17 protein-coding genes are annotated in these 16901 nt (G+C 65.8%); 12 read left to right on the top strand and 5 right to left on the bottom strand.

What is annotated here, in order from left to right:
• Window positions 1-3: 3 nt before the first annotated feature.
• From METUNV2_RS0102730 to METUNV2_RS0102715, 4 genes are all read left to right on the top strand, one after another.
• Window positions 4-525, top strand: coding sequence for an LPS-assembly lipoprotein LptE (locus METUNV2_RS0102730; protein WP_018227985.1), 522 nt, complete (start codon window positions 4-6; stop codon window positions 523-525).
• A gap of 5 nt (window positions 526-530) precedes the next feature.
• Window positions 531-1535, top strand: a complete 1005-nt coding sequence (gene holA / locus METUNV2_RS0102725; RefSeq protein WP_018227984.1) for a DNA polymerase III subunit delta — start codon at window positions 531-533, stop codon at window positions 1533-1535.
• A 96-nt stretch (window positions 1536-1631) separates the two neighbouring features.
• Complete coding sequence (locus METUNV2_RS0102720) at window positions 1632-2888, top strand: glutamate-5-semialdehyde dehydrogenase (RefSeq protein ID WP_026187823.1); 1257 nt, start codon at window positions 1632-1634, stop codon at window positions 2886-2888.
• A 53-nt stretch (window positions 2889-2941) separates the two neighbouring features.
• Complete coding sequence (locus METUNV2_RS0102715; protein WP_018227982.1) at window positions 2942-3544, top strand: MarC family protein; 603 nt, start codon at window positions 2942-2944, stop codon at window positions 3542-3544.
• Between the two features lie 15 nt (window positions 3545-3559).
• On the opposite strand, the gene ybaL is transcribed toward METUNV2_RS0102715, so the two are convergent.
• From ybaL to METUNV2_RS0102700, 3 genes are all read right to left on the bottom strand, one after another.
• The gene (gene ybaL / locus METUNV2_RS0102710; RefSeq protein ID WP_018227981.1) at window positions 3560-5209 is read right to left on the bottom strand and encodes a YbaL family putative K(+) efflux transporter; all 1650 of its coding nucleotides are present in this window, start codon (window positions 5207-5209) and stop codon (window positions 3560-3562) included.
• Window positions 5210-5343: 134 nt separating this feature from the next.
• Window positions 5344-6726, bottom strand: coding sequence for a FecR family protein (locus METUNV2_RS0102705; protein ID WP_018227980.1), 1383 nt, complete (start codon window positions 6724-6726; stop codon window positions 5344-5346).
• Between the two features lie 11 nt (window positions 6727-6737).
• A complete protein-coding gene (locus tag METUNV2_RS0102700; RefSeq protein WP_026187822.1) occupies window positions 6738-8066 on the bottom strand; it encodes a tetratricopeptide repeat protein in 1329 nt (442 codons plus the stop codon).
• 198 nt (window positions 8067-8264) lie between these two features.
• Here METUNV2_RS0102700 and METUNV2_RS0102695 point away from each other — a divergent pair, with 198 nt between their 5' ends.
• Together METUNV2_RS0102695 and METUNV2_RS0102690 are read left to right on the top strand one after the other, a co-directional pair.
• Entirely contained in the window at window positions 8265-8846 is a 582-nt protein-coding gene (locus METUNV2_RS0102695; protein WP_018227978.1) for a chalcone isomerase family protein, read from the top strand.
• On the top strand, window positions 8846-9367 hold the full coding sequence (locus METUNV2_RS0102690; protein WP_018227977.1) for a methylated-DNA--[protein]-cysteine S-methyltransferase: 522 nt from the start codon (window positions 8846-8848) through the stop codon (window positions 9365-9367). The genes METUNV2_RS0102695 and METUNV2_RS0102690 overlap by 1 nt, the downstream gene beginning before the upstream one ends.
• Here the strand turns inward: METUNV2_RS0102690 and folB are convergent.
• Window positions 9339-9692, bottom strand: a complete 354-nt coding sequence (gene folB / locus METUNV2_RS0102685) for a dihydroneopterin aldolase (RefSeq protein WP_018227976.1) — start codon at window positions 9690-9692, stop codon at window positions 9339-9341. The genes METUNV2_RS0102690 and folB overlap by 29 nt on opposite strands.
• A gap of 63 nt (window positions 9693-9755) precedes the next feature.
• Here folB and plsY point away from each other — a divergent pair, with 63 nt between their 5' ends.
• Window positions 9756-10373 carry a glycerol-3-phosphate 1-O-acyltransferase PlsY gene (gene plsY, locus METUNV2_RS0102680; RefSeq protein WP_018227975.1) on the top strand — a complete coding sequence of 206 codons (618 nt, stop codon included), beginning with the start codon at window positions 9756-9758 and terminating at the stop codon, window positions 10371-10373.
• A 6-nt stretch (window positions 10374-10379) separates the two neighbouring features.
• Here plsY and tsaD read toward each other — a convergent pair whose 3' ends face one another.
• Window positions 10380-11390, bottom strand: a complete 1011-nt coding sequence (tsaD, locus tag METUNV2_RS0102675; protein WP_026187820.1) for a tRNA (adenosine(37)-N6)-threonylcarbamoyltransferase complex transferase subunit TsaD — start codon at window positions 11388-11390, stop codon at window positions 10380-10382.
• A 151-nt stretch (window positions 11391-11541) separates the two neighbouring features.
• Between tsaD and rpsU the strand changes: the two genes are divergently transcribed.
• From rpsU to METUNV2_RS0102650, 5 genes are all read left to right on the top strand, one after another.
• Window positions 11542-11754 carry a 30S ribosomal protein S21 gene (gene rpsU, locus METUNV2_RS0102670; protein ID WP_008061479.1) on the top strand — a complete coding sequence of 71 codons (213 nt, stop codon included), beginning with the start codon at window positions 11542-11544 and terminating at the stop codon, window positions 11752-11754.
• A 111-nt stretch (window positions 11755-11865) separates the two neighbouring features.
• Window positions 11866-12318 (top strand): GatB/YqeY domain-containing protein, encoded by a 453-nt coding sequence (locus tag METUNV2_RS0102665; RefSeq protein WP_018227973.1) that lies wholly within the window; start codon window positions 11866-11868, stop codon window positions 12316-12318.
• A gap of 11 nt (window positions 12319-12329) precedes the next feature.
• Window positions 12330-14102 (top strand): DNA primase, encoded by a 1773-nt coding sequence (gene dnaG / locus METUNV2_RS0102660; protein ID WP_018227972.1) that lies wholly within the window; start codon window positions 12330-12332, stop codon window positions 14100-14102.
• 284 nt (window positions 14103-14386) lie between these two features.
• On the top strand, window positions 14387-16411 hold the full coding sequence (rpoD, locus tag METUNV2_RS0102655) for an RNA polymerase sigma factor RpoD (protein ID WP_018227971.1): 2025 nt from the start codon (window positions 14387-14389) through the stop codon (window positions 16409-16411).
• A 57-nt stretch (window positions 16412-16468) separates the two neighbouring features.
• Window positions 16469-16900 carry a CBS domain-containing protein gene (locus METUNV2_RS0102650; protein ID WP_018227970.1) on the top strand — a complete coding sequence of 144 codons (432 nt, stop codon included), beginning with the start codon at window positions 16469-16471 and terminating at the stop codon, window positions 16898-16900.
• Window position 16901 lies beyond the last annotated feature (1 nt).

Here is a 16901-nt window from a genome sequence, read left to right as displayed (position 1 = left end):
TCCGTGAGCGCATTCGTCGATACTTCGCGCCGTGGCCTGCTGCTGGCCGCGCTCGCCACCCTGCCGCTCGCGGCCTGCGGCTTCCGGCTGCAGGGCGTGCGCGACCTGCCCTTCCGCACGCTGTACGTGAACGCCCCGCGCAATCAGGCGGAACTGGTAGACCAGATCCGCCTCGCAGTGGTGACCCAGAGTACGACCCAGATCGCCGACCAGCCTTCTGCGGCCGATGCCATCCTGGACATCATCGACAACAGGTTCGAAAAAGTCATCCTGAGCCTGAACTCAGCCGGCCGCGTGCGCGAATACCAACTGCGGCAGAAGGTGAAATTCCGCGTACGCACGCAGGACCACACCGAACTGATTCCGGAAACCCTGATAGAGATCCGGCGCGATCTGACCTACAGCGATGCCGAACTGCTGGCCAAGCAGCAGGAAGAACTGACGCTGCAGAGCGAAATGCGGACCGATCTGGTGCAGCAGCTGCTGCGTCGGCTGCAGGCGCTCAAGCGGCCGCAGGCCAGCTGATCCGCATGGCTCTGCGCGCCGACCAGCTGGATGCCCACCTGAAGGGCACGCTCGCGCCGCTCTATGTGCTGCACGGCGACGAGCCACTGCTGGTGATCGAGGCGGCCGACGCGATACGCGCCGCCGCGCGCACGCGCGGTTTCGGCGAACGCGACGTGCTGGTGGTGACCCAGTACTTCAAGTGGTCGGCGCTGGCCGAAGCGGCCGGCAACATGTCGCTGTTCGGCGGCGACAAGCTGATCGACCTGCGCATACCGACCGGCAAACCGGGCCGCGAAGGCAGCGACGCGCTGGCCCGCTACGCCGCCAATCCGCCGGCCGGCACGCTGACCCTGGTCACGCTGCCGCTGATGGACTGGAAGGCGAAGAAGAGCGCCTGGTTCGCCGCACTGATCCAGCACGGCGTCGAGATGGAACTGAACGCCCCCGGTCTCGACCGCCTGCCCGCCTGGCTGGCCGGCCGTCTGGCGCGCCAGCAGCAGACCGCCACGCCGGACGCGCTGGAATTCATGGCCGGTCACGTCGAAGGCAATCTGCTGGCCGCCAATCAGGAAGTGATGAAGCTCGCACTGCTGCACCCGCCGGGCGAACTGACTCTGGAACAGGTGCGCAACGCAGTGATGGACGTCGCCCGCTACGACGTAGACGACCTGCGGCAGGCCCTGCTCGCCGGTGACGCCGCACGCGCCAGCCGGCTGCTCGACGGCCTGCGCGCCGAAGGCGTGGCGGCGCCGCTCATCCTGTGGATCGTGGTGTCGGAACTGCGTGTGCTGGCCACCGCGCGCGCCGAAATGGATGCCGGCCGCAGCGCCGACGACGCGCTGGCCGCGGCGCGCATCTTCGGCGCCCGCCAATCGCCTTACAAGCGGGCGCTGCAGCGCCTGTCCTCGTCGGCCCCCCGCACCGCGCTGATGCAGGCCGCGCGGCTGGACCGCATGATCAAGGGCGTGGCCCGCGGCGACGTGTGGGATGAGTTCCTGCAGATCGCGCTGCGCCTCTGCGCCCGCTGAGCGCGGCTGACTGGCAAGTCGCCGCGCTTTCTGCTTTCATCCGTGTTTGGCCGCAATTTCGATGAAACGCGCGGCCGGAGCATTTCGGGAATCAAGATGGACATCCAGGACTACATGACCACGCTGGGCCGTCAGGCCCGCGCCGCCTCGCGCATCGTTTCGCAGGCCTCCACCGCTGCCAAGAACGACGCGCTCAACCGCATCGCCGCGCTGCTGCGCGAACGGGCTCCGCAGCTGCTCGAAGCCAACACTGCGGATGTCGAAGCAGCGCGTGCCAATGGCCTGGACGCGGCCATGATCGACCGCCTGACGCTGACCGCCAAGGGCGTCGAAGCGATGGCGCAAGGTCTGGAACAGGTCGCTGCCCTGCCCGACCCGGTCGGCGAAATGACCGATTTCAAGCGCCGCCCGACCGGCATCACGGTGGGCAAGATGCGGGTGCCGCTGGGCGTGATCGGCATCATTTACGAAGCCCGCCCGAACGTGACAGCCGACGCCGCCGCGCTGTGCCTGAAGAGCGGCAACGCCGCCATCCTGCGTGGCGGTTCAGAGGCGGCGCGCTGCAATCAGGCGGTCGCCGCCTGCGTGCGCGAGGGCCTGGTCGCCGCCGGCCTGCCGGAAACCGCGGTACAAGTGGTCGACACCACCGACCGCGCGGCGGTCGGCGCGCTGATCACGATGCCGGAATTCGTCGACGTGATCGTGCCGCGCGGCGGCAAGGGCCTGATCGAGCGCATTTCGCGCGAAGCCAAGGTGCCGGTGATCAAGCACCTGGACGGCAACTGCCACGTCTATATCGACGAGTTCGCCGACGATGACAAGGCGGTGCGCATCGCCGACAACGCCAAGACCCACCGCTACGGCACCTGCAACACGATGGAAACGCTGCTGGTGCACGTGGCCGCGGCGCCCCGCGTGCTGGGCCGGCTGGCCGACATCTACCTCGGCAAGGGCGTGGAACTGCGCGGCTGCGAACGCGCCCGCGCGCTGGTGCCGGCGATGAAGGCGGCGACCGAGGAAGACTGGGCGACCGAATACCTGGCGCCCATCCTCGCAGTGCGCATCGTCGATACGCTGGACGACGCGATCGCCCACATCAACCGCTGGAGTTCGCAGCACACCGACGCCATCGTCAGCGAAAACCACACGCGGGCGATGCGCTTCATCCGCGAAGTCGATTCAGCTTCGGTCATGATCAATGCGTCGACCCGCTTCGCCGACGGCTTCGAGTACGGGCTGGGTGCGGAAATCGGCATTTCGACCGACAAGATCCACGCCCGCGGCCCGGTCGGCCTCGACGGTCTCACCAGCCAGAAATGGGTGGTGCTGGGCGACGGCCACGTGCGCAGCTGAACCCGGCGACGGGATGGCACGCCATCCCGGCCCCTAGCCCCTAGCCCCCGGAATTGTCCGACAGCTTCCTCTCCGCCAGCATCCTGCTTCTGCTGCTGTTCGATCCGTTCGGCAACGCGCCGGTCATGACCGTGCTGCTGAAGGATGTGCCGAAAGCGCGCCGTCAACGCGTGGTGCTGCGCGAGTGCTTCTTCGCCTGGCTGGCGCTGCTGCTTTTCATGTGGGCCGGCGAGTCGGTGATGCGGGTGCTGCAGCTGTCACAGACCTCGCTCGGCATCGCTGGCGGCGTGCTGCTGTTCCTGATCGCGCTGCGCATGATTTTTCCGCAGCCGGCCGGCGTATTCGGCGAGTGGTCAGGCGGCGAGCCCTTCGTCGTACCGCTCGCCATCCCGCTGATCGCCGGACCGTCGGCGATGGCCATGGTGATGCTGCTGGTGTCGCGCGAACCGGAGCGCTTCTGGACCTGGGCCGGTGCCATGAGCGCGGCCATGACCATCACCACCTGCGTTCTGCTGGCTGCCGGCCCGCTGATCCGCCGGCTGGGCGAACGCGGTACCGCGGCGCTGGAGCGCCTGATGGGCCTGCTGCTGTGCGCGGTGGCGGTGGAAATGCTGCTGACCGGCCTGCGCAGCTTCGTCGCCTCGCTCCAGAGCTGACCCTGCGGCCCGCTGTCAGTGGGCCTGGGCCAGCGCGTGACGCGCCATGCCCAGCGCGATTTCGGTTTCACCGATCACGGTGTGGCTGGCCCCGTGCTTCTGCAGGTGCTCCACTTCGGCATCGGTATAGGCGCGCGCCACCACCTCGATATCCGGATTGAGCTTGCGCGCGTGCTCGATGATCTGCCCGGCCTCCAGCGCATCCGGTATCGCCACCAGCAGATGGCGAGCACCCGCGATGTTTGCCGCTTCCATCATGCCGGGCGCCGCGCCGTTGCCATACAGCGCCGGAATGCCATCAGACTGCAGCGCTTTCACCACTTCGGCGTGGTCCTCGATCACCACAAAGGCACGCCCCTGCTCCTGCAGCGCCATCACGATGCGGTGACCCACCCGGCCGAAACCGACCAGCACCACATGACCGGCCTCCGGCATGCGGGTGCCCGTCGGCTCCGTCACCTGCCCCGCCCGCGCGTCCAGCCACGGCTGCATGCGGTCCAGCAGCACAAACAGCACAGGGTTGAGCAGGATGGACAGCAGCGCACCGCCCAGAATGAGATCACGCCCCGCCTCCGGCAGCAGACCCAGCGACAGGCCCAAGGTCGCGAGAATGAAGGAGAACTCGCCGATCTGCGCCAGGCTGACCGAAATGGTGAGCGCGGTGCCCAGCGGGTAGCCGAAGGCACGCACGATGAAGGCGGCGGCGATGGACTTGCCGATCACGATGATGAATACCGTAGCCAGCACCCACAGCGGCTCGCGCAGCACGATGGCCGGATCGAACAGCATGCCGACCGACACGAAGAACAGCACCGCGAAGGCGTCGCGCAAGGGCAGCGACTCTTCGGCCGCACGATGCGACAGTTCGGATTCACTGAGGATCATGCCGGCGAAGAAGGCGCCGAGCGCGAACGACACGCCGAACACATAGGCCGAACCGAGCGCGAAACCGAGCGCGATGGCCAGCACGCCAAGCCGGAACAGTTCGCGCGAACCGGTGTCTGCGATGCGCTCCAGCACCCACGGAATGACCCGGCGCCCCACCACCAGCATGACCGCGACAAAGGCCACCACCTTGCCCAGCGTGAGCGCCAGCGTCTTCGCCAGCGCCTCACCCGACAGCTGTTCGCCACTGCCACCGAGCAGACCGCTGAGCGCAGGAATGAGCACCAGCGCCAGCACCATCGCAATGTCCTCGACGATGAGCCAGCCGACCGCGATGCGCCCGCGACGGGTCATTTCCAGCCGTCGCTCCTGCAGTGCGGTGAGCAGCACCACCGTGCTGGCGACCGACAGCGCCAGACCGAACACCAGGCCGGCGCCCGGCGCCCAGCCCATGAGCCAGGCCAGCCCCATGCCCATCAGCGTGGCGATCGCGATCTGTACCACCGCGCCCGGAATGGCGATGGCCTTCACCGACATCAGGTCCTTGATCGAGAAATGCAGGCCGACGCCGAACATGAGCAGGATGACGCCGATTTCGGCCAGTTCCTGGGCAAGCGCCCCGTCGGCGACGAAACCCGGCGTGTGCGGACCGACCGCGATGCCGGCGATCAGATAGCCGACCAGTGGCGGCATGCGCAGGCGCTGGGCCAGCGCGCCGAAAATGAAGGCCAGCACGAGGCCGCCAACGATGGTGGCGATGAGTGGGGTGTGATGAGGCATGGCTGTGTTCTCGTTGTTGTGTCACCTACAGGCTTCAACGAGACAGCGCCACGCCGCGAAAGGTTCGCCGGGAACGACGCTTGCCGACGATGAAAATCGCCGCGACGGCGATGCGTCGCCGTCGCGGGCCATGCTCAGAGGCTGGGCTGGCTCAGCGAAGTCTGCGTAAACACAGCCGCCCCGCTCACCGTGCCCTTGGCGGTGTCGCTGTTGAAGTTGTACAGCATGCCGGCACGGGCACCGCCGGGCCCGGCAAAGAAACCAGAGAAGTCACCCGACCAGTTGGCACCACAGTTGTTGCAGCTGTTGAACGCGCCACCGAACACCGCGCCGCCCGCGCTGACCGATCCGCCGCCCTGCAGCCCGAAGGTGATCGTGCTCACATTCACATTCATGTTCACGAGCATCGAATACGACGAAAAGTCGACGATCATCATGCCGGTCACCGCCCCGCCGGTAATGCCCGAACTGGTGGTGGGCAGCGTGTGGCCGGACAGCGAGTAGTTGCCGACCATGCCGGTCAGACCGGCCAGATCCGTGCTCGGACGGCCGACGATGTAGTGCACATCGGTCAGCGACCCGGTATTGCAGACCAGGCACTGGGCGCTCGCCCAGCGGCCCCAGCCGATGATGCCGTCCTGATGCGACTCGGCTACGGAAACTGCGGTGTAGTCGCTGCCCCCCTGCGTCGCCCGGACCAGCGTGGAGCCACTGAATTCGGCGCTGGCCGCAGACAGCAGGACCTGACCGCCATAGCCACCGTACTGGTCGGTGTACTGGCCGAACACGTAGAAGCCGTCACCGGTGGTCAGGCCACCGGCAAAGCCGTTCAGCACGTCCAGACCGCCGCCTTCGCCGCGGTTCTCCGACACCAGGAAAGTGTCATCGATGGCCGGCGGCGTCAGCTGCCCGCTGTTCGACGGCGGCGGCGGCGGCAGATCGGTCTTCACCTCGATGATGACCGGCGGCGTGTTCTGGTCAGCCACATAGGCGCTCTGGCCATCGGTCACGGTCAGGCAGCCGCCGCCGTTGCACACGTCGACCGCGCCGTCACCGGTGGTGACATTGATGCTGTTGCCGTAAGCCACCGAATATTCGGTACCGCGTATGCCTATGGTGGCAACCGAGGTGGTGAGTTTGTAGGCATCGCGATTGCCCTTGCCGACCAGGCCGGTGATGGTGCGCAGCCCGCCCTTGATCAGGCTGAAGAAGCCGCGGTCCTCGGCCGGCTTGCCAGCGAAGGCGTACTGGTCGATGCGGAACTGGGTCTGCGGCTGCAGCGACACCAGCGCGCCGTCGGTGAAGCGCATCTGGGCACGACCGCTGCCGGTGTCTATCGTGTCGCCGCTGCCCACCTGGGCGCCGCGCGCGAGCACACGGCTGCTGCCGTCGGACGCCGTTGCACGCACTTCGCCAGCGGTAAATTCGACGCGGGCAGCCGGATTGGCCAGCGCACAGAGCGGAAAAGCCGATGCGACGGCCAGTGCGATGCGTGCGGGTCGGAAGGATTTCGCCATGACTGGGCTCCTTAGAACGTGCGACGCACCGCGAACTGGGCAACCCCGCGGCGGTACTCGTTCAGACTGATGTTCGAATCGTTGCGGATCAGCGACACCGACGGCGTCAGCAGCCATTCCTTGGCCACCGCGTAGCTGGCGCCCAGCGACAGCGAGGTCAGCGTGTCGCCGCGCTGCACGCCGAAGATCGGATCCAGTGCGCTGTAGTCGCGCGCCTCGTGCGCCAGCGCGCCGAACAGCTGCAGCCGCTCGTCCAGCGTGTGCTGCGCGCCCACACGGAAACCGACAATCTCGTTGGCCGCGATGTTCACGCCTGACGGCAGATCCTTGCGACCGGTCTCGGCACCGAGATAGAAACTGCCGAACAGCATGGTCTGCCCGTTCGGCAGCACATGCGCGTGACCCACGCCATAGATGTTGCGATTCACGTCGCGCACATCGTTCGTGCCTTCGTAGCGCAGCCGGCTCTGCTGGGCGAATACCGTGGTCTGGTTGCGCGCGTCGTGGGTGTGCTGCCACTGCACCGAGCCGCCGGTGTAATCGCGCAGCTTGTCCTGATCGACTTCGAACATGCCGAGCTGCAGCACCGCGGTCACCCGGTTGGGGCCGCGCGTCCAGGCCACGCCGCCATTGCCGTCCACCGCGGTGGTGTCGAAGCTGGACGCGCCACCGTTGAAGCGGGCCGAACCCGACGCACCGGCCACGAAAGCCCATTCCGGATTGATCGGCACCCGCACGTTGGCACCGCCGGACAGCGCGGTAAACCACGCATCGCGGCTGCGGCTGCCCGGTGCGAGCTGGAAGGCACCCAGCCCGGGAATGGCGACCGACGAATTGCCGGTGGCGCTGTTCACGTTGGTATCGCGCCCGACCGCAGCTTCGATATAGCCGGAGAAGGCGGTTTCTCCGCGCACCGGCGCCCGGTCCACCGCCGACAGCAGGCGATCGATCGAACGGGCAACATCGGGCGGCACGTTCTGGCGACGCACCGCTTCAAGTTCGCGCCGTGCGCCGGCCGATTCACCGAGCAGCAGATAGGCCCGGCCGATTTCGGCACGTGCCCGGGCGTTGTCCGGCTGCAGCGCCAGCACGCGTTCGAGTGCGAACACTGCCCGCGTGTGCTGACCGACTTCCAGCGCCGCGATACCCAGCAGCAGATCGAACTGTGGATCGCCGGCCCGTTCGGATTCCTGCGCCGACAGCATCTGGTAGGCCGCCGCATAGCGGCCCGCATCGATATGTGCCGCGGCGGCGTCGGTCAGCGATTGCGCACCGGCCGCCGACGAGGCGCCGACCAGCATTGCGAAAAGCCATGGATGAATGCGTCTGTGTGCGCGCATGCGCCTCCCTTGGCTGCCACGCAGCCTGAAATATCCCCAATGGAACAATAATTACATTTGCAACCAAGAAAAACAATAGCTTGCGCGAATTTGTTAATGTGACTTCGGTAACAAGCACTTCGTTTAACAGTTGATGCACCCGGCGTATCGGCTGTCGTCGGATAATGGCCGCCCCGAAGATGTACGGAGACCGCAGCCATGTTTCTTCGCCTGTTTGCCCTCGTCGCAGCACTGCTGGCGACACCGCTGGCCACTGCCGCCGAGATCGAGGGCGTACGCCTGGAAGCGGCCACCCGCCTCGGCGACACGTCGCTGCAGCTCAACGGCGCGGGCGTACGCAGCCGCTTCATCATCAAGGCCTATGTGATCGGCCTTTACCTGGGGGCACCCGCCGATACGCTGGACGGCGCGATGGCCGCTCCCGGGCCGAAACGGATAGAGATCGTGCCGCTGATGGGCTTTTCGGCAGAGCAATTCACTGAACCACTGGTCAAGGGCATGAAGAAGAATCTGCCGCCGGCGGAATTCGAAGCGATGCAGCCGCGCATCAGAGCCTTCGTCGACGACCTCACCGCAGTGAAGGAAGTGCGCAAGGGCAGCCGGATCGCGCTGGAATGGCTGCCGGGTCGCGGCAGCCGCGCCACGATGGACGGGCAGGAAATCAGCCGCATCGTCGAGGGCGAGGATTTCTACCGGGCGCTGCTGGCCATCTGGGTGGGCGGCAAACCAACCCAGGACGATCTGAAACTGCAGCTGCTGGCCGGCAAGGCCGCTCGCTGATGAGGCCGAGCGGCACCACCGAATGGGATGCGATGGTCAGCGCGCCCGGCTTCGCGCTGGGCATACTCGCCGACGACCGGGCGCTCACGCTGATCGAGTTCCTGAGCCCGCGCGCCGCACAGCCGGCACGCACCCCGCTGGCCGCCGAAGCGGCCGCCCAGATCGGACACTATCTGAAGGACGCGAACCACCGCTTCGACCTGCCGCTGGCCCCGGGAGGCAGCACGCACCAGAACGCGGTGTGGTCGGTCATGTGCGGCATCCCGGTCGGCGACACGCTGACCTACGGCGAAGTGGCGAAACGCATCGCTTCATCGCCGCGTGCAGTCGGCGCGGCCTGCGGTGCCAATCCGCTGCCGGTCATCATTCCCTGCCACCGCATCGTCGGCGCCGCAGGCGCGCTCGGCGGTTTCGCCCATGCCCGCGAAGGCTTCCTGCCAGGCATCAAGCGCTGGCTGCTCTCTCACGAGGCGGACGCAGCGGGCTTTGCGCTCAGGGCCGACTGCCGCGCTCTATCGTGACGCCGACCTGGCGCACGTCTTTCATGATGCCGGTCTTGGCGATCGAAATCTTGACCCAGGACGCGCGGAAGTCTTCCAGCATCATCTTGATCACGAACTCGCCCAGCGTTTCCAGCAGATTGAAGTGGCGCTGCGCCAGTTCGGCGCGGATGCGGTTCACCACTTCGGCGTAGTCGATGGTGTCGTTGATGTCGTCGTTCTGGGCGGCGGCATCGGGCACGCCGAAGGTCATGCTGATTTCGAGCTGCTGAGTGTGCGCACGCTCGCGTGCGTAGATGCCGACCGAGGCGGTCACCTTCATGCCTTCGATGAAAATACAGTCCATGTCTGCCCTGCTGGCCGTGTCGAACTAGAATTGCGGGATTCTACGTCCGACCTGCACCCCAACGTGAATTCCGCATCCAGCTTCGTCCTCGCCATCGTTCTCGGTTACGCGCTCGGCTGCATCCCGTTCGCGGTCGTCAGCAGCAAGGTGTTCGGCCTGCCGGACCCGCGCAGCTATGGCTCGGGTAATCCGGGCGCCACCAATGTGCTGCGCTCCGGCAACAAGAAAGCGGCGCTGATGACGCTGATCGGCGACGCACTGAAAGGCGTAGCCGCGGTACTGCTGGTACGCGCCCTGGGCATGGGTGAGGTATCGGCACTGCTGGCCGGCGTGGCGGCTTTCGTCGGCCACGTGTTCCCGGCCACGCTGGGCTTCCGCGGCGGCAAGGGGGTGGCGACCGCTGCCGGCGTCATGCTCGCCGCCGTTCCCTGGGCCGGCGTGATCGCGCTGGCACTCTGGCTGGCGGTCGCCTTCATCACCCGATATTCGTCGCTGGCTGCGCTGGTCGCTGCCTGCAGCGCGCCGATCAGCGGTCTGATGCTGACCGGCTCGGCCACCGTATGCGGCGCACTGGCCGCGATGTCCGGCCTGCTCATCTGGCGCCACGCCGAGAACATCCGCCGGCTCATGAACGGCACCGAAAGCCGCATCGGCGGCAAGAAGGCACCAAGCGCGGGCTGAGCCGCCTTAAAGCGTGTCGAGCGGCCAGCGCGGCCGCACCGCGATCTCGTGCGCCTCTGCGGACTGCGCCACGCCTGCGGCAAGGCGCTGGGCGCCGGCGAAGGCGATCATGGCGCCGTTGTCGGTACACAGCGCAAGCTCCGGATAGAACACCCGCCCCTTGCGCTGTGCCAGTTCCAGATCAAGCCGCTCGCGCAGCCGCCGGTTGGCGCCCACGCCACCGGCCACCACCAGCTGCTTCAATCGGGTCTGCCGCAGCGCGGCCAGCGACTTGCCGACCAGTACATCAACCACCGCCTCCTGGAATTCCGCTGCCAGATCGGCACGGCCCGCCTCGTCCAGCCCCTTGTTCACCGCATTGAGCACCGCGGTCTTGAGGCCCGAAAAACTGAAGTCGAGATCGCCGCTGTGCAGCATGGGTCGCGGCAGCTTCACCCGGCCCGGGGTGCCTTGCTGCGCCAGCGCGGCCAGTGCCGGACCGCCCGGATAGGGCAGCCCGAGCAGCTTGGCAGTCTTGTCGAAGGCCTCACCGGCCGCATCGTCCAGCGTTTCGCCCAGCATTTCGTATTCACCGACCGCCGACACCCGCATCAGCTGAGTGTGGCCGCCGGACACCAGCAGCGCGACGAAGGGATAGGCAGGCGGGTCGGCCGACAGCAGCGGCGACAGCAGGTGGCCTTCGAGGTGATGGATGGGAATGGCCGGTTTGCCGAGCGCGAGCGCCACCGATTCGGCGAAGGCGGCACCAACCAGCAGCGCACCGGCCAGACCGGGCCCGGCCGTGTAGGCCACCGCGTCAATGTCGGCCGCCGCGATGCCGGCTTCGGCCAGCACCTGACGGTAAAGCGGCACGATGCGCCGCACATGGTCGCGCGAAGCCAGCTCGGGCACCACGCCGCCATAGGCCTGATGCAGATCGATCTGGGAGTGCACGACGTGCGCGACCAGCCCCCGCTGGTCGTGGTACAACGCCAGCCCTGTTTCGTCACACGACGATTCGATGCCAAGAATCCACATGCGGCGCATTGTACTTGCGCGCTCCGAAAATAGGACTTGGCACACCACCCGGCCGGAGATATAATCGCCGGCTTTCCGTTATGCGTCCGCTCACGTTTTGTGGAGCAGACGTTGTTTGCACACATTGCAGGCTGTCTAGAGGGCTGTTGTTATGCCGGGTATCCGCGTCAAGGAAAACGAGCCGTTTGAAGTTGCGATCCGCCGCTTCAAGCGCACCATCGAAAAGGCTGGCACGCTGACCGAACTGCGTTCGCGCGAGTTCTACGAAAAGCCCACCGCCGAGCGCAAGCGCAAGCTGGCCGCCGCCGTGAAGCGCCACCACAAGCGGCTGCGCAGCCAGACCCTGCCGCCGAAGCTGTACTGATCGTCGAGCCCTGCATCGTCGCAGGGCTTGAAACCGAAAAGCCGAATGCGCCTGCCGCATCCGGCTTTTTGTGTTTGTTGCAGCCCTTCAACCGCAGCAGCGAGTAACACGATGAGCCTCAAAGAACAGATCAGCGAAGACATGAAGACCGCGATGCGCGCCAAGGACAGTGCGCGTCTGGGCACCATTCGCCTGCTGCTGGCCGCGATCAAGCAGAAGGAAGTCGACGAGCGCGTGACGCTGGACGACACCCAGGTGACCGCGGTGATCGACAAGATGCTGAAACAGCGTCGCGACTCGATCAGCCAGTACGAAGCCGCCGGCCGCCAGGATCTGGCCGACGCCGAGAAGTTCGAGCTCGAGGTACTGAACGGCTACATGCCGCAGCAGCTGAGCGCGGACGAAGTACAGGCCACCATCGCTGAGGTGATCGCAGCGGTCGGCGCGAGCGGCCCGGCCGACATGGGCAAGGTAATGGGCCCGCTGAAGGCGAAGCTGGCCGGCCGCACCGACATGACCCAGGCCTCCGCACTGGTGAAGGCCGCCCTCAGCGGCAAGGCCTGAGCAGCGGCGGGATGATCCCGCAGTCCTTCATCCAGGAACTGCTCAACCGCGTCGACATCGTCGACGTGGTCGAACGCTACGTCCCGCTGAAGAAGGCCGGCGCCAACTATCAGGCCTGCTGCCCCTTCCACAACGAGAAGTCGCCCTCCTTCACGGTCAGTCCGGCCAAGCAGTTCTATCACTGCTTCGGCTGCGGCGCGCACGGCAGCGCCATCGGATTCCTGATGGAGTATTCCGGGCTGAGCTACCCGGACGCAATCGAGGAACTGGCGCGCAATGCCGGCATGACAGTACCGCGCGAGGACTTCACGCCGGAAATGGCGCAGAAGCGCAAGCAGGCCGCCTCACTGACCGACCTGATGGCGCGCGCAGCCCAGTTCTACAAGCAGCAGCTGAAGAAGAATCCGCGCGCGATCGACTACCTGAAGGGCCGCGGCCTGACCGGCGAGATCGCCGCCCGCTTCGGCATCGGCTACGCACCGGGCGACTGGCAGTCGCTGCGCGATGCCTTCGACGATTACGACGCACCCACGCTGGCCGAATGCGGACTGGTGATCGACGCCGAAGCGTCGGAAGGCCAGACCAAGGGTCGACGCTACGACCGCTTCCGCGATCGCATCATGTTTCCGATTCTCGACGGGCGGAACAACGTGATCGGCTTCGGTGGCCGGGTGCTCGACCGCGGCGAACCCAAATACCTGAATTCACCCGAAACACCGCTGTTCTCAAAAGGCCGCGAGCTGTACGGCCTGTCGCAGGCACGCACCGCGATCCGCGACGACGGTTTCGTGCTGGTGGTCGAAGGCTATATGGATGTGGTGGCACTGGCCCAGTTCGGCGTCGGCAGCGCGGTCGCCACGCTGGGCACGGCCACCACGCCGGACCACATTCACAAGCTGTTCCGCCAGACCGACCGCATCGTGTTCTGTTTCGACGGCGATCGTGCCGGCCGCAAGGCGGCCTGGCGTGGACTGGAATCGGCGCTGCCGGAACTGGGCGATGGCCGCGCCGTGTCCTTTCTCTTCCTGCCGCCGGAGCACGATCCGGACAGCTTCGTGCGCGAACAGGGCGCCGAGCGCTTCCGCCAGCTCGCGCTGTCGGCGCAGCCGCTGAGCGAATATCTGCTGCACGAACTGCAGACACGCTGCGACATCCGGAGTGCGGAAGGACGCGCCCAGTTCGTCAGCGAAGCCAAGCCTCTGGTCACCCAGGTGCCGGCCGGCGCACTGCGCACCCAGCTGCTGCATCTGCTGACGCCGGCGGTCGGGCTGTCAGCAGAAGAATTCGCCGAGGCCTGCGGCCTGCGCCTGCCGCGCCGCAACACCCGCTTCGGCCACAAGACACCGCCGCCGGCCGCGCCGCGCGTGCCGCCAAGCACGCCCGCGCGCAAGCTGCTGTGCATGCTGATGCAGCGCCCGTCGCTCGGCGGCAAGGTCGGACACCTCGAGAACATCGAACACGACCCCTGGCTGCAGGCCGTGCAGGCGCTGGCCGATTGCATCGAGCACGGCGATGCCGACAGCGAGCACCCGGCCGCGCTGGTCGAATACTTCCGCGAAAGCCCGCACGGCGCGGCAATCGAAGCGGCGCTGGCGGCCACGATCGACGATCCGGCCGACGAAGGCGCGCTGCCGCACATGTTTGACGACACGCTGCAACATCTGAGAAGAACGGAAATCAGTCGTGCAATCAATCACCTGACCGCACTGAGCCGGCAGGCGCCGCTGAGTGCGGAACAACAGAGCGAACTGGGACGTCTGTTGCGGGAGAAAGCTCGAAACTGAGCCGGCATCGAAGGGCGCTGCCGATGGCGCTTGAAAGACGAGAAGACAGACCCTAAAACGGGTATAATGTCGGGTTTTCCCTCACGTCCGCTTGCATAGGTCGGGCAGGCAGGTTTGCCGAAGGCAGACCTCGTTGCCGACCCGGATTGAGGGGGTTCGACGCACGCACCGGGAGCCGAAAGTTCGCGGCTTCGCGTCGTCACGCGGGAGATGGCGGTTCCTGAGCGCCCTGTTCAGGAACCGGCTGCCCGCGCCGCAGGCTACACGCAGATCTGAGGATATACATGGTCGCCAAGGACAAGTCGAAGGATACACGCAAGCAGGCTGAAGTCATCGCAGAAAAGCCTGCAGCAGCCGCAAAACCTGTCACCGCCCGCGGCGCCAAGTCCGCGAAGGACGCCAAAGCCAAGGATCAGAAAGCCGCCAAAGGCGGTTCCGCCGAAGCGAACGCGCTGCCGATGGACGCCGACCAGCGCCGCCTGCGTCTGAAGACGCTGATCGCGCTGGGCAAGGAGCGCGGCTACCTCACCTACGCCGAAATCAACGATCACCTGCCGGACGACATCGTTGACGCCGAGCAGATCGAATCCATCATTTCGACCTTCAACGACATGGGCATCCGTGTCTTCGACGAGGCGCCGGCCTCGGAAGACCTGCTCATGGGCGAGAACGCGCCGGCCGTGGTCGATGCGTCCGAAGTCGAGGAAGAAGCCGAACAGGCACTGTCCACGGTGGAATCGGAATTCGGCCGCACGACCGACCCGGTGCGCATGTACATGCGCGAAATGGGCACGGTGGAGCTGCTGACCCGCGAGGGTGAAATCGAGATCGCCAAGCGTATCGAGGACGGCCTGCGCCACATGATCCAGGCGATCTCGGCGTGTCCGACCACGATTTCCGAAATCCTCGACATGGCCGACCGCGTCGCGCGCGATGAAATGCGCATCGACGAACTGATCGACGGCCTGATTGATCCGAACGCGATCGAGGAAGAAGAGGCCGCCGCCAGCGCCGAAGCCGCCGACGAAGAGGAAGAGGAAGGCGAGGAAGAGGACGAAGACGGCGAAGGCGGCGCGATGAGCGCCTCGCTGATCCAGCTGAAGGCCGACGCGCTCGAGCGCTTCGAAAGCATCCGTACGCTGTACACCAAGATGCAGTCCACGCTGGACAAGAAGGGCTCGCAGGACAAGACCTATCTGAAGCTGCAGAAGCAGCTGTCGGACGAGCTGATGAACATCCGCTTCACCGCGCGCATGATCGAGAAACTGTGCGACTCGGTGCGCAACATGGTCGAATCGGCGCGCAAGCACGAACGCAAGATCCTGGAACTGTGCGTGGACAAGGGCAATATGCTGCGCGCCCACTTCATCAAGGTGTTCCCGGGCAACGAAACGAATATCGACTGGCTGAAGGGCGAAATCACCGCGGCCAAGGCCAACGGTGCCCAGCTGCTGCGTGCCGCGCCGGCCATCATCGAGGAACAGGGCAAGCTGATCGACATCCAGGACCGGATCGGTCTGCCGCTGAAGGAGCTGAAGGACATCAACAAGCAGATGTCCACCGGCGAAGCCAAGATGCGCCGCGCCAAGCGCGAGATGACCGAGGCCAACCTGCGTCTGGTGATCTCGATCGCGAAGAAGTACACCAACCGTGGCCTGCAGTTCCTCGACCTGATCCAGGAAGGCAACATCGGTCTGATGAAGGCGGTGGACAAGTTCGAATACCGCCGCGGCTACAAATTCTCGACCTACGCGACCTGGTGGATCCGTCAGGCCATCACGCGCTCGATCGCCGACCAGGCCCGTACGATCCGGATTCCGGTTCACATGATCGAAACGATCAACAAGATGAACCGCATTTCGCGTCAGATCCTGCAGGAAACCGGTGCTGAGCCGGATCCGGCCACGCTGGCCATCCGCATGGAAATGCCGGAAGAGAAGATCCGCAAGATCCTGAAGATCAGCAAGGAGCCGATCTCGATGGAAACGCCGATCGGCGACGACGACGATTCCCATCTGGGCGACTTCATCGAGGACACCGCGACGCTGGCGCCGACCGACGCCGCGCTGTTCGCCAGCCTGCGTGACATCACGAAGGAAGTGCTGGACAGCCTGACGCCGAGGGAAGCCAAGGTGCTGCGCATGCGTTTCGGCATCGAAATGAACACCGACCACACGCTGGAAGAGGTCGGCAAGCAGTTCGACGTGACCCGCGAGCGCATCCGCCAGATCGAAGCCAAGGCGCTGCGCAAGCTGCGTCACCCGTCGCGCAGCGAAAAACTGCGCAGCTTCCTCGACACGGAAACCTGATTTTCGTGTGAAACTTGAGCGACCCCATCGTCACGGAATAGAAAAGGGAGGCCTACCGTGAAGACCATCGCTCAGGTGATTGAAGGCAAGACGGGTCCGGTCGCGACCGTCGAGGCGGACAACACGGTCGTCAGCGCGCTGCGCGTGATGGCCAACCGCGGCATCGGGGCCGTGCTGGTGACCGACAACGGCGCACTGGCCGGCATCTTTTCCGAGCGCGATTACGCACGCAAGGTGGTGCTGCAGGGCAAGGATTCGTCCACCACCCCGGTGCGCGACATCATGACCAGCAAGCTCATCCACGTGACGCCCGACATGACGGTCGACCAGGCGATGCAGCTGATGAGTGAAAAGCGCATCCGCCATCTGCCGGTGCTCGACGGCGCCGGCAGTCTGATCGGCGTGGTGTCCATCGGCGACATGGTCAAGGAAACGATCGAGTACCAGCAGTTCCTGATCAAGCAGCTCGAAAGCTATATCGCCGGCTGAG

This window comes from Methyloversatilis universalis EHg5 (genome assembly GCF_000378945.1).
In the GTDB taxonomy this organism is placed as follows: Bacteria; Pseudomonadota; Gammaproteobacteria; order Burkholderiales; family Rhodocyclaceae; genus Methyloversatilis; species Methyloversatilis universalis_A.
This window is presented reverse-complemented; position numbering and strand designations above follow the sequence as displayed.

What these genes read in the sequence shown, in the direction of transcription:
- METUNV2_RS0102690 (WP_018227977.1), top strand. Translation starts at nt 8,846, where the DNA reads ATGAGGCCGAGCGGCACCACCGAATGGGATGCGATGGTCAGCGCGCCC.
- rpsU (WP_008061479.1), top strand. Translation starts at nt 11,542, where the DNA reads ATGCCGGGTATCCGCGTCAAGGAAAACGAGCCGTTTGAAGTTGCGATC.
- holA (WP_018227984.1), top strand. Translation starts at nt 531, where the DNA reads ATGGCTCTGCGCGCCGACCAGCTGGATGCCCACCTGAAGGGCACGCTC.
- METUNV2_RS0102695 (WP_018227978.1), top strand. Translation starts at nt 8,265, where the DNA reads ATGTTTCTTCGCCTGTTTGCCCTCGTCGCAGCACTGCTGGCGACACCG.
- ybaL (WP_018227981.1), bottom strand. Translation starts at nt 5,209, where the DNA reads ATGCCTCATCACACCCCACTCATCGCCACCATCGTTGGCGGCCTCGTG.
- rpoD (WP_018227971.1), top strand. Translation starts at nt 14,387, where the DNA reads ATGGTCGCCAAGGACAAGTCGAAGGATACACGCAAGCAGGCTGAAGTC.
- METUNV2_RS0102705 (WP_018227980.1), bottom strand. Translation starts at nt 6,726, where the DNA reads ATGGCGAAATCCTTCCGACCCGCACGCATCGCACTGGCCGTCGCATCG.
- folB (WP_018227976.1), bottom strand. Translation starts at nt 9,692, where the DNA reads ATGGACTGTATTTTCATCGAAGGCATGAAGGTGACCGCCTCGGTCGGC.
- dnaG (WP_018227972.1), top strand. Translation starts at nt 12,330, where the DNA reads ATGATCCCGCAGTCCTTCATCCAGGAACTGCTCAACCGCGTCGACATC.
- tsaD (WP_026187820.1), bottom strand. Translation starts at nt 11,390, where the DNA reads ATGTGGATTCTTGGCATCGAATCGTCGTGTGACGAAACAGGGCTGGCG.
- METUNV2_RS0102665 (WP_018227973.1), top strand. Translation starts at nt 11,866, where the DNA reads ATGAGCCTCAAAGAACAGATCAGCGAAGACATGAAGACCGCGATGCGC.
- METUNV2_RS0102720 (WP_026187823.1), top strand. Translation starts at nt 1,632, where the DNA reads ATGGACATCCAGGACTACATGACCACGCTGGGCCGTCAGGCCCGCGCC.
- METUNV2_RS0102700 (WP_026187822.1), bottom strand. Translation starts at nt 8,066, where the DNA reads ATGCGCGCACACAGACGCATTCATCCATGGCTTTTCGCAATGCTGGTC.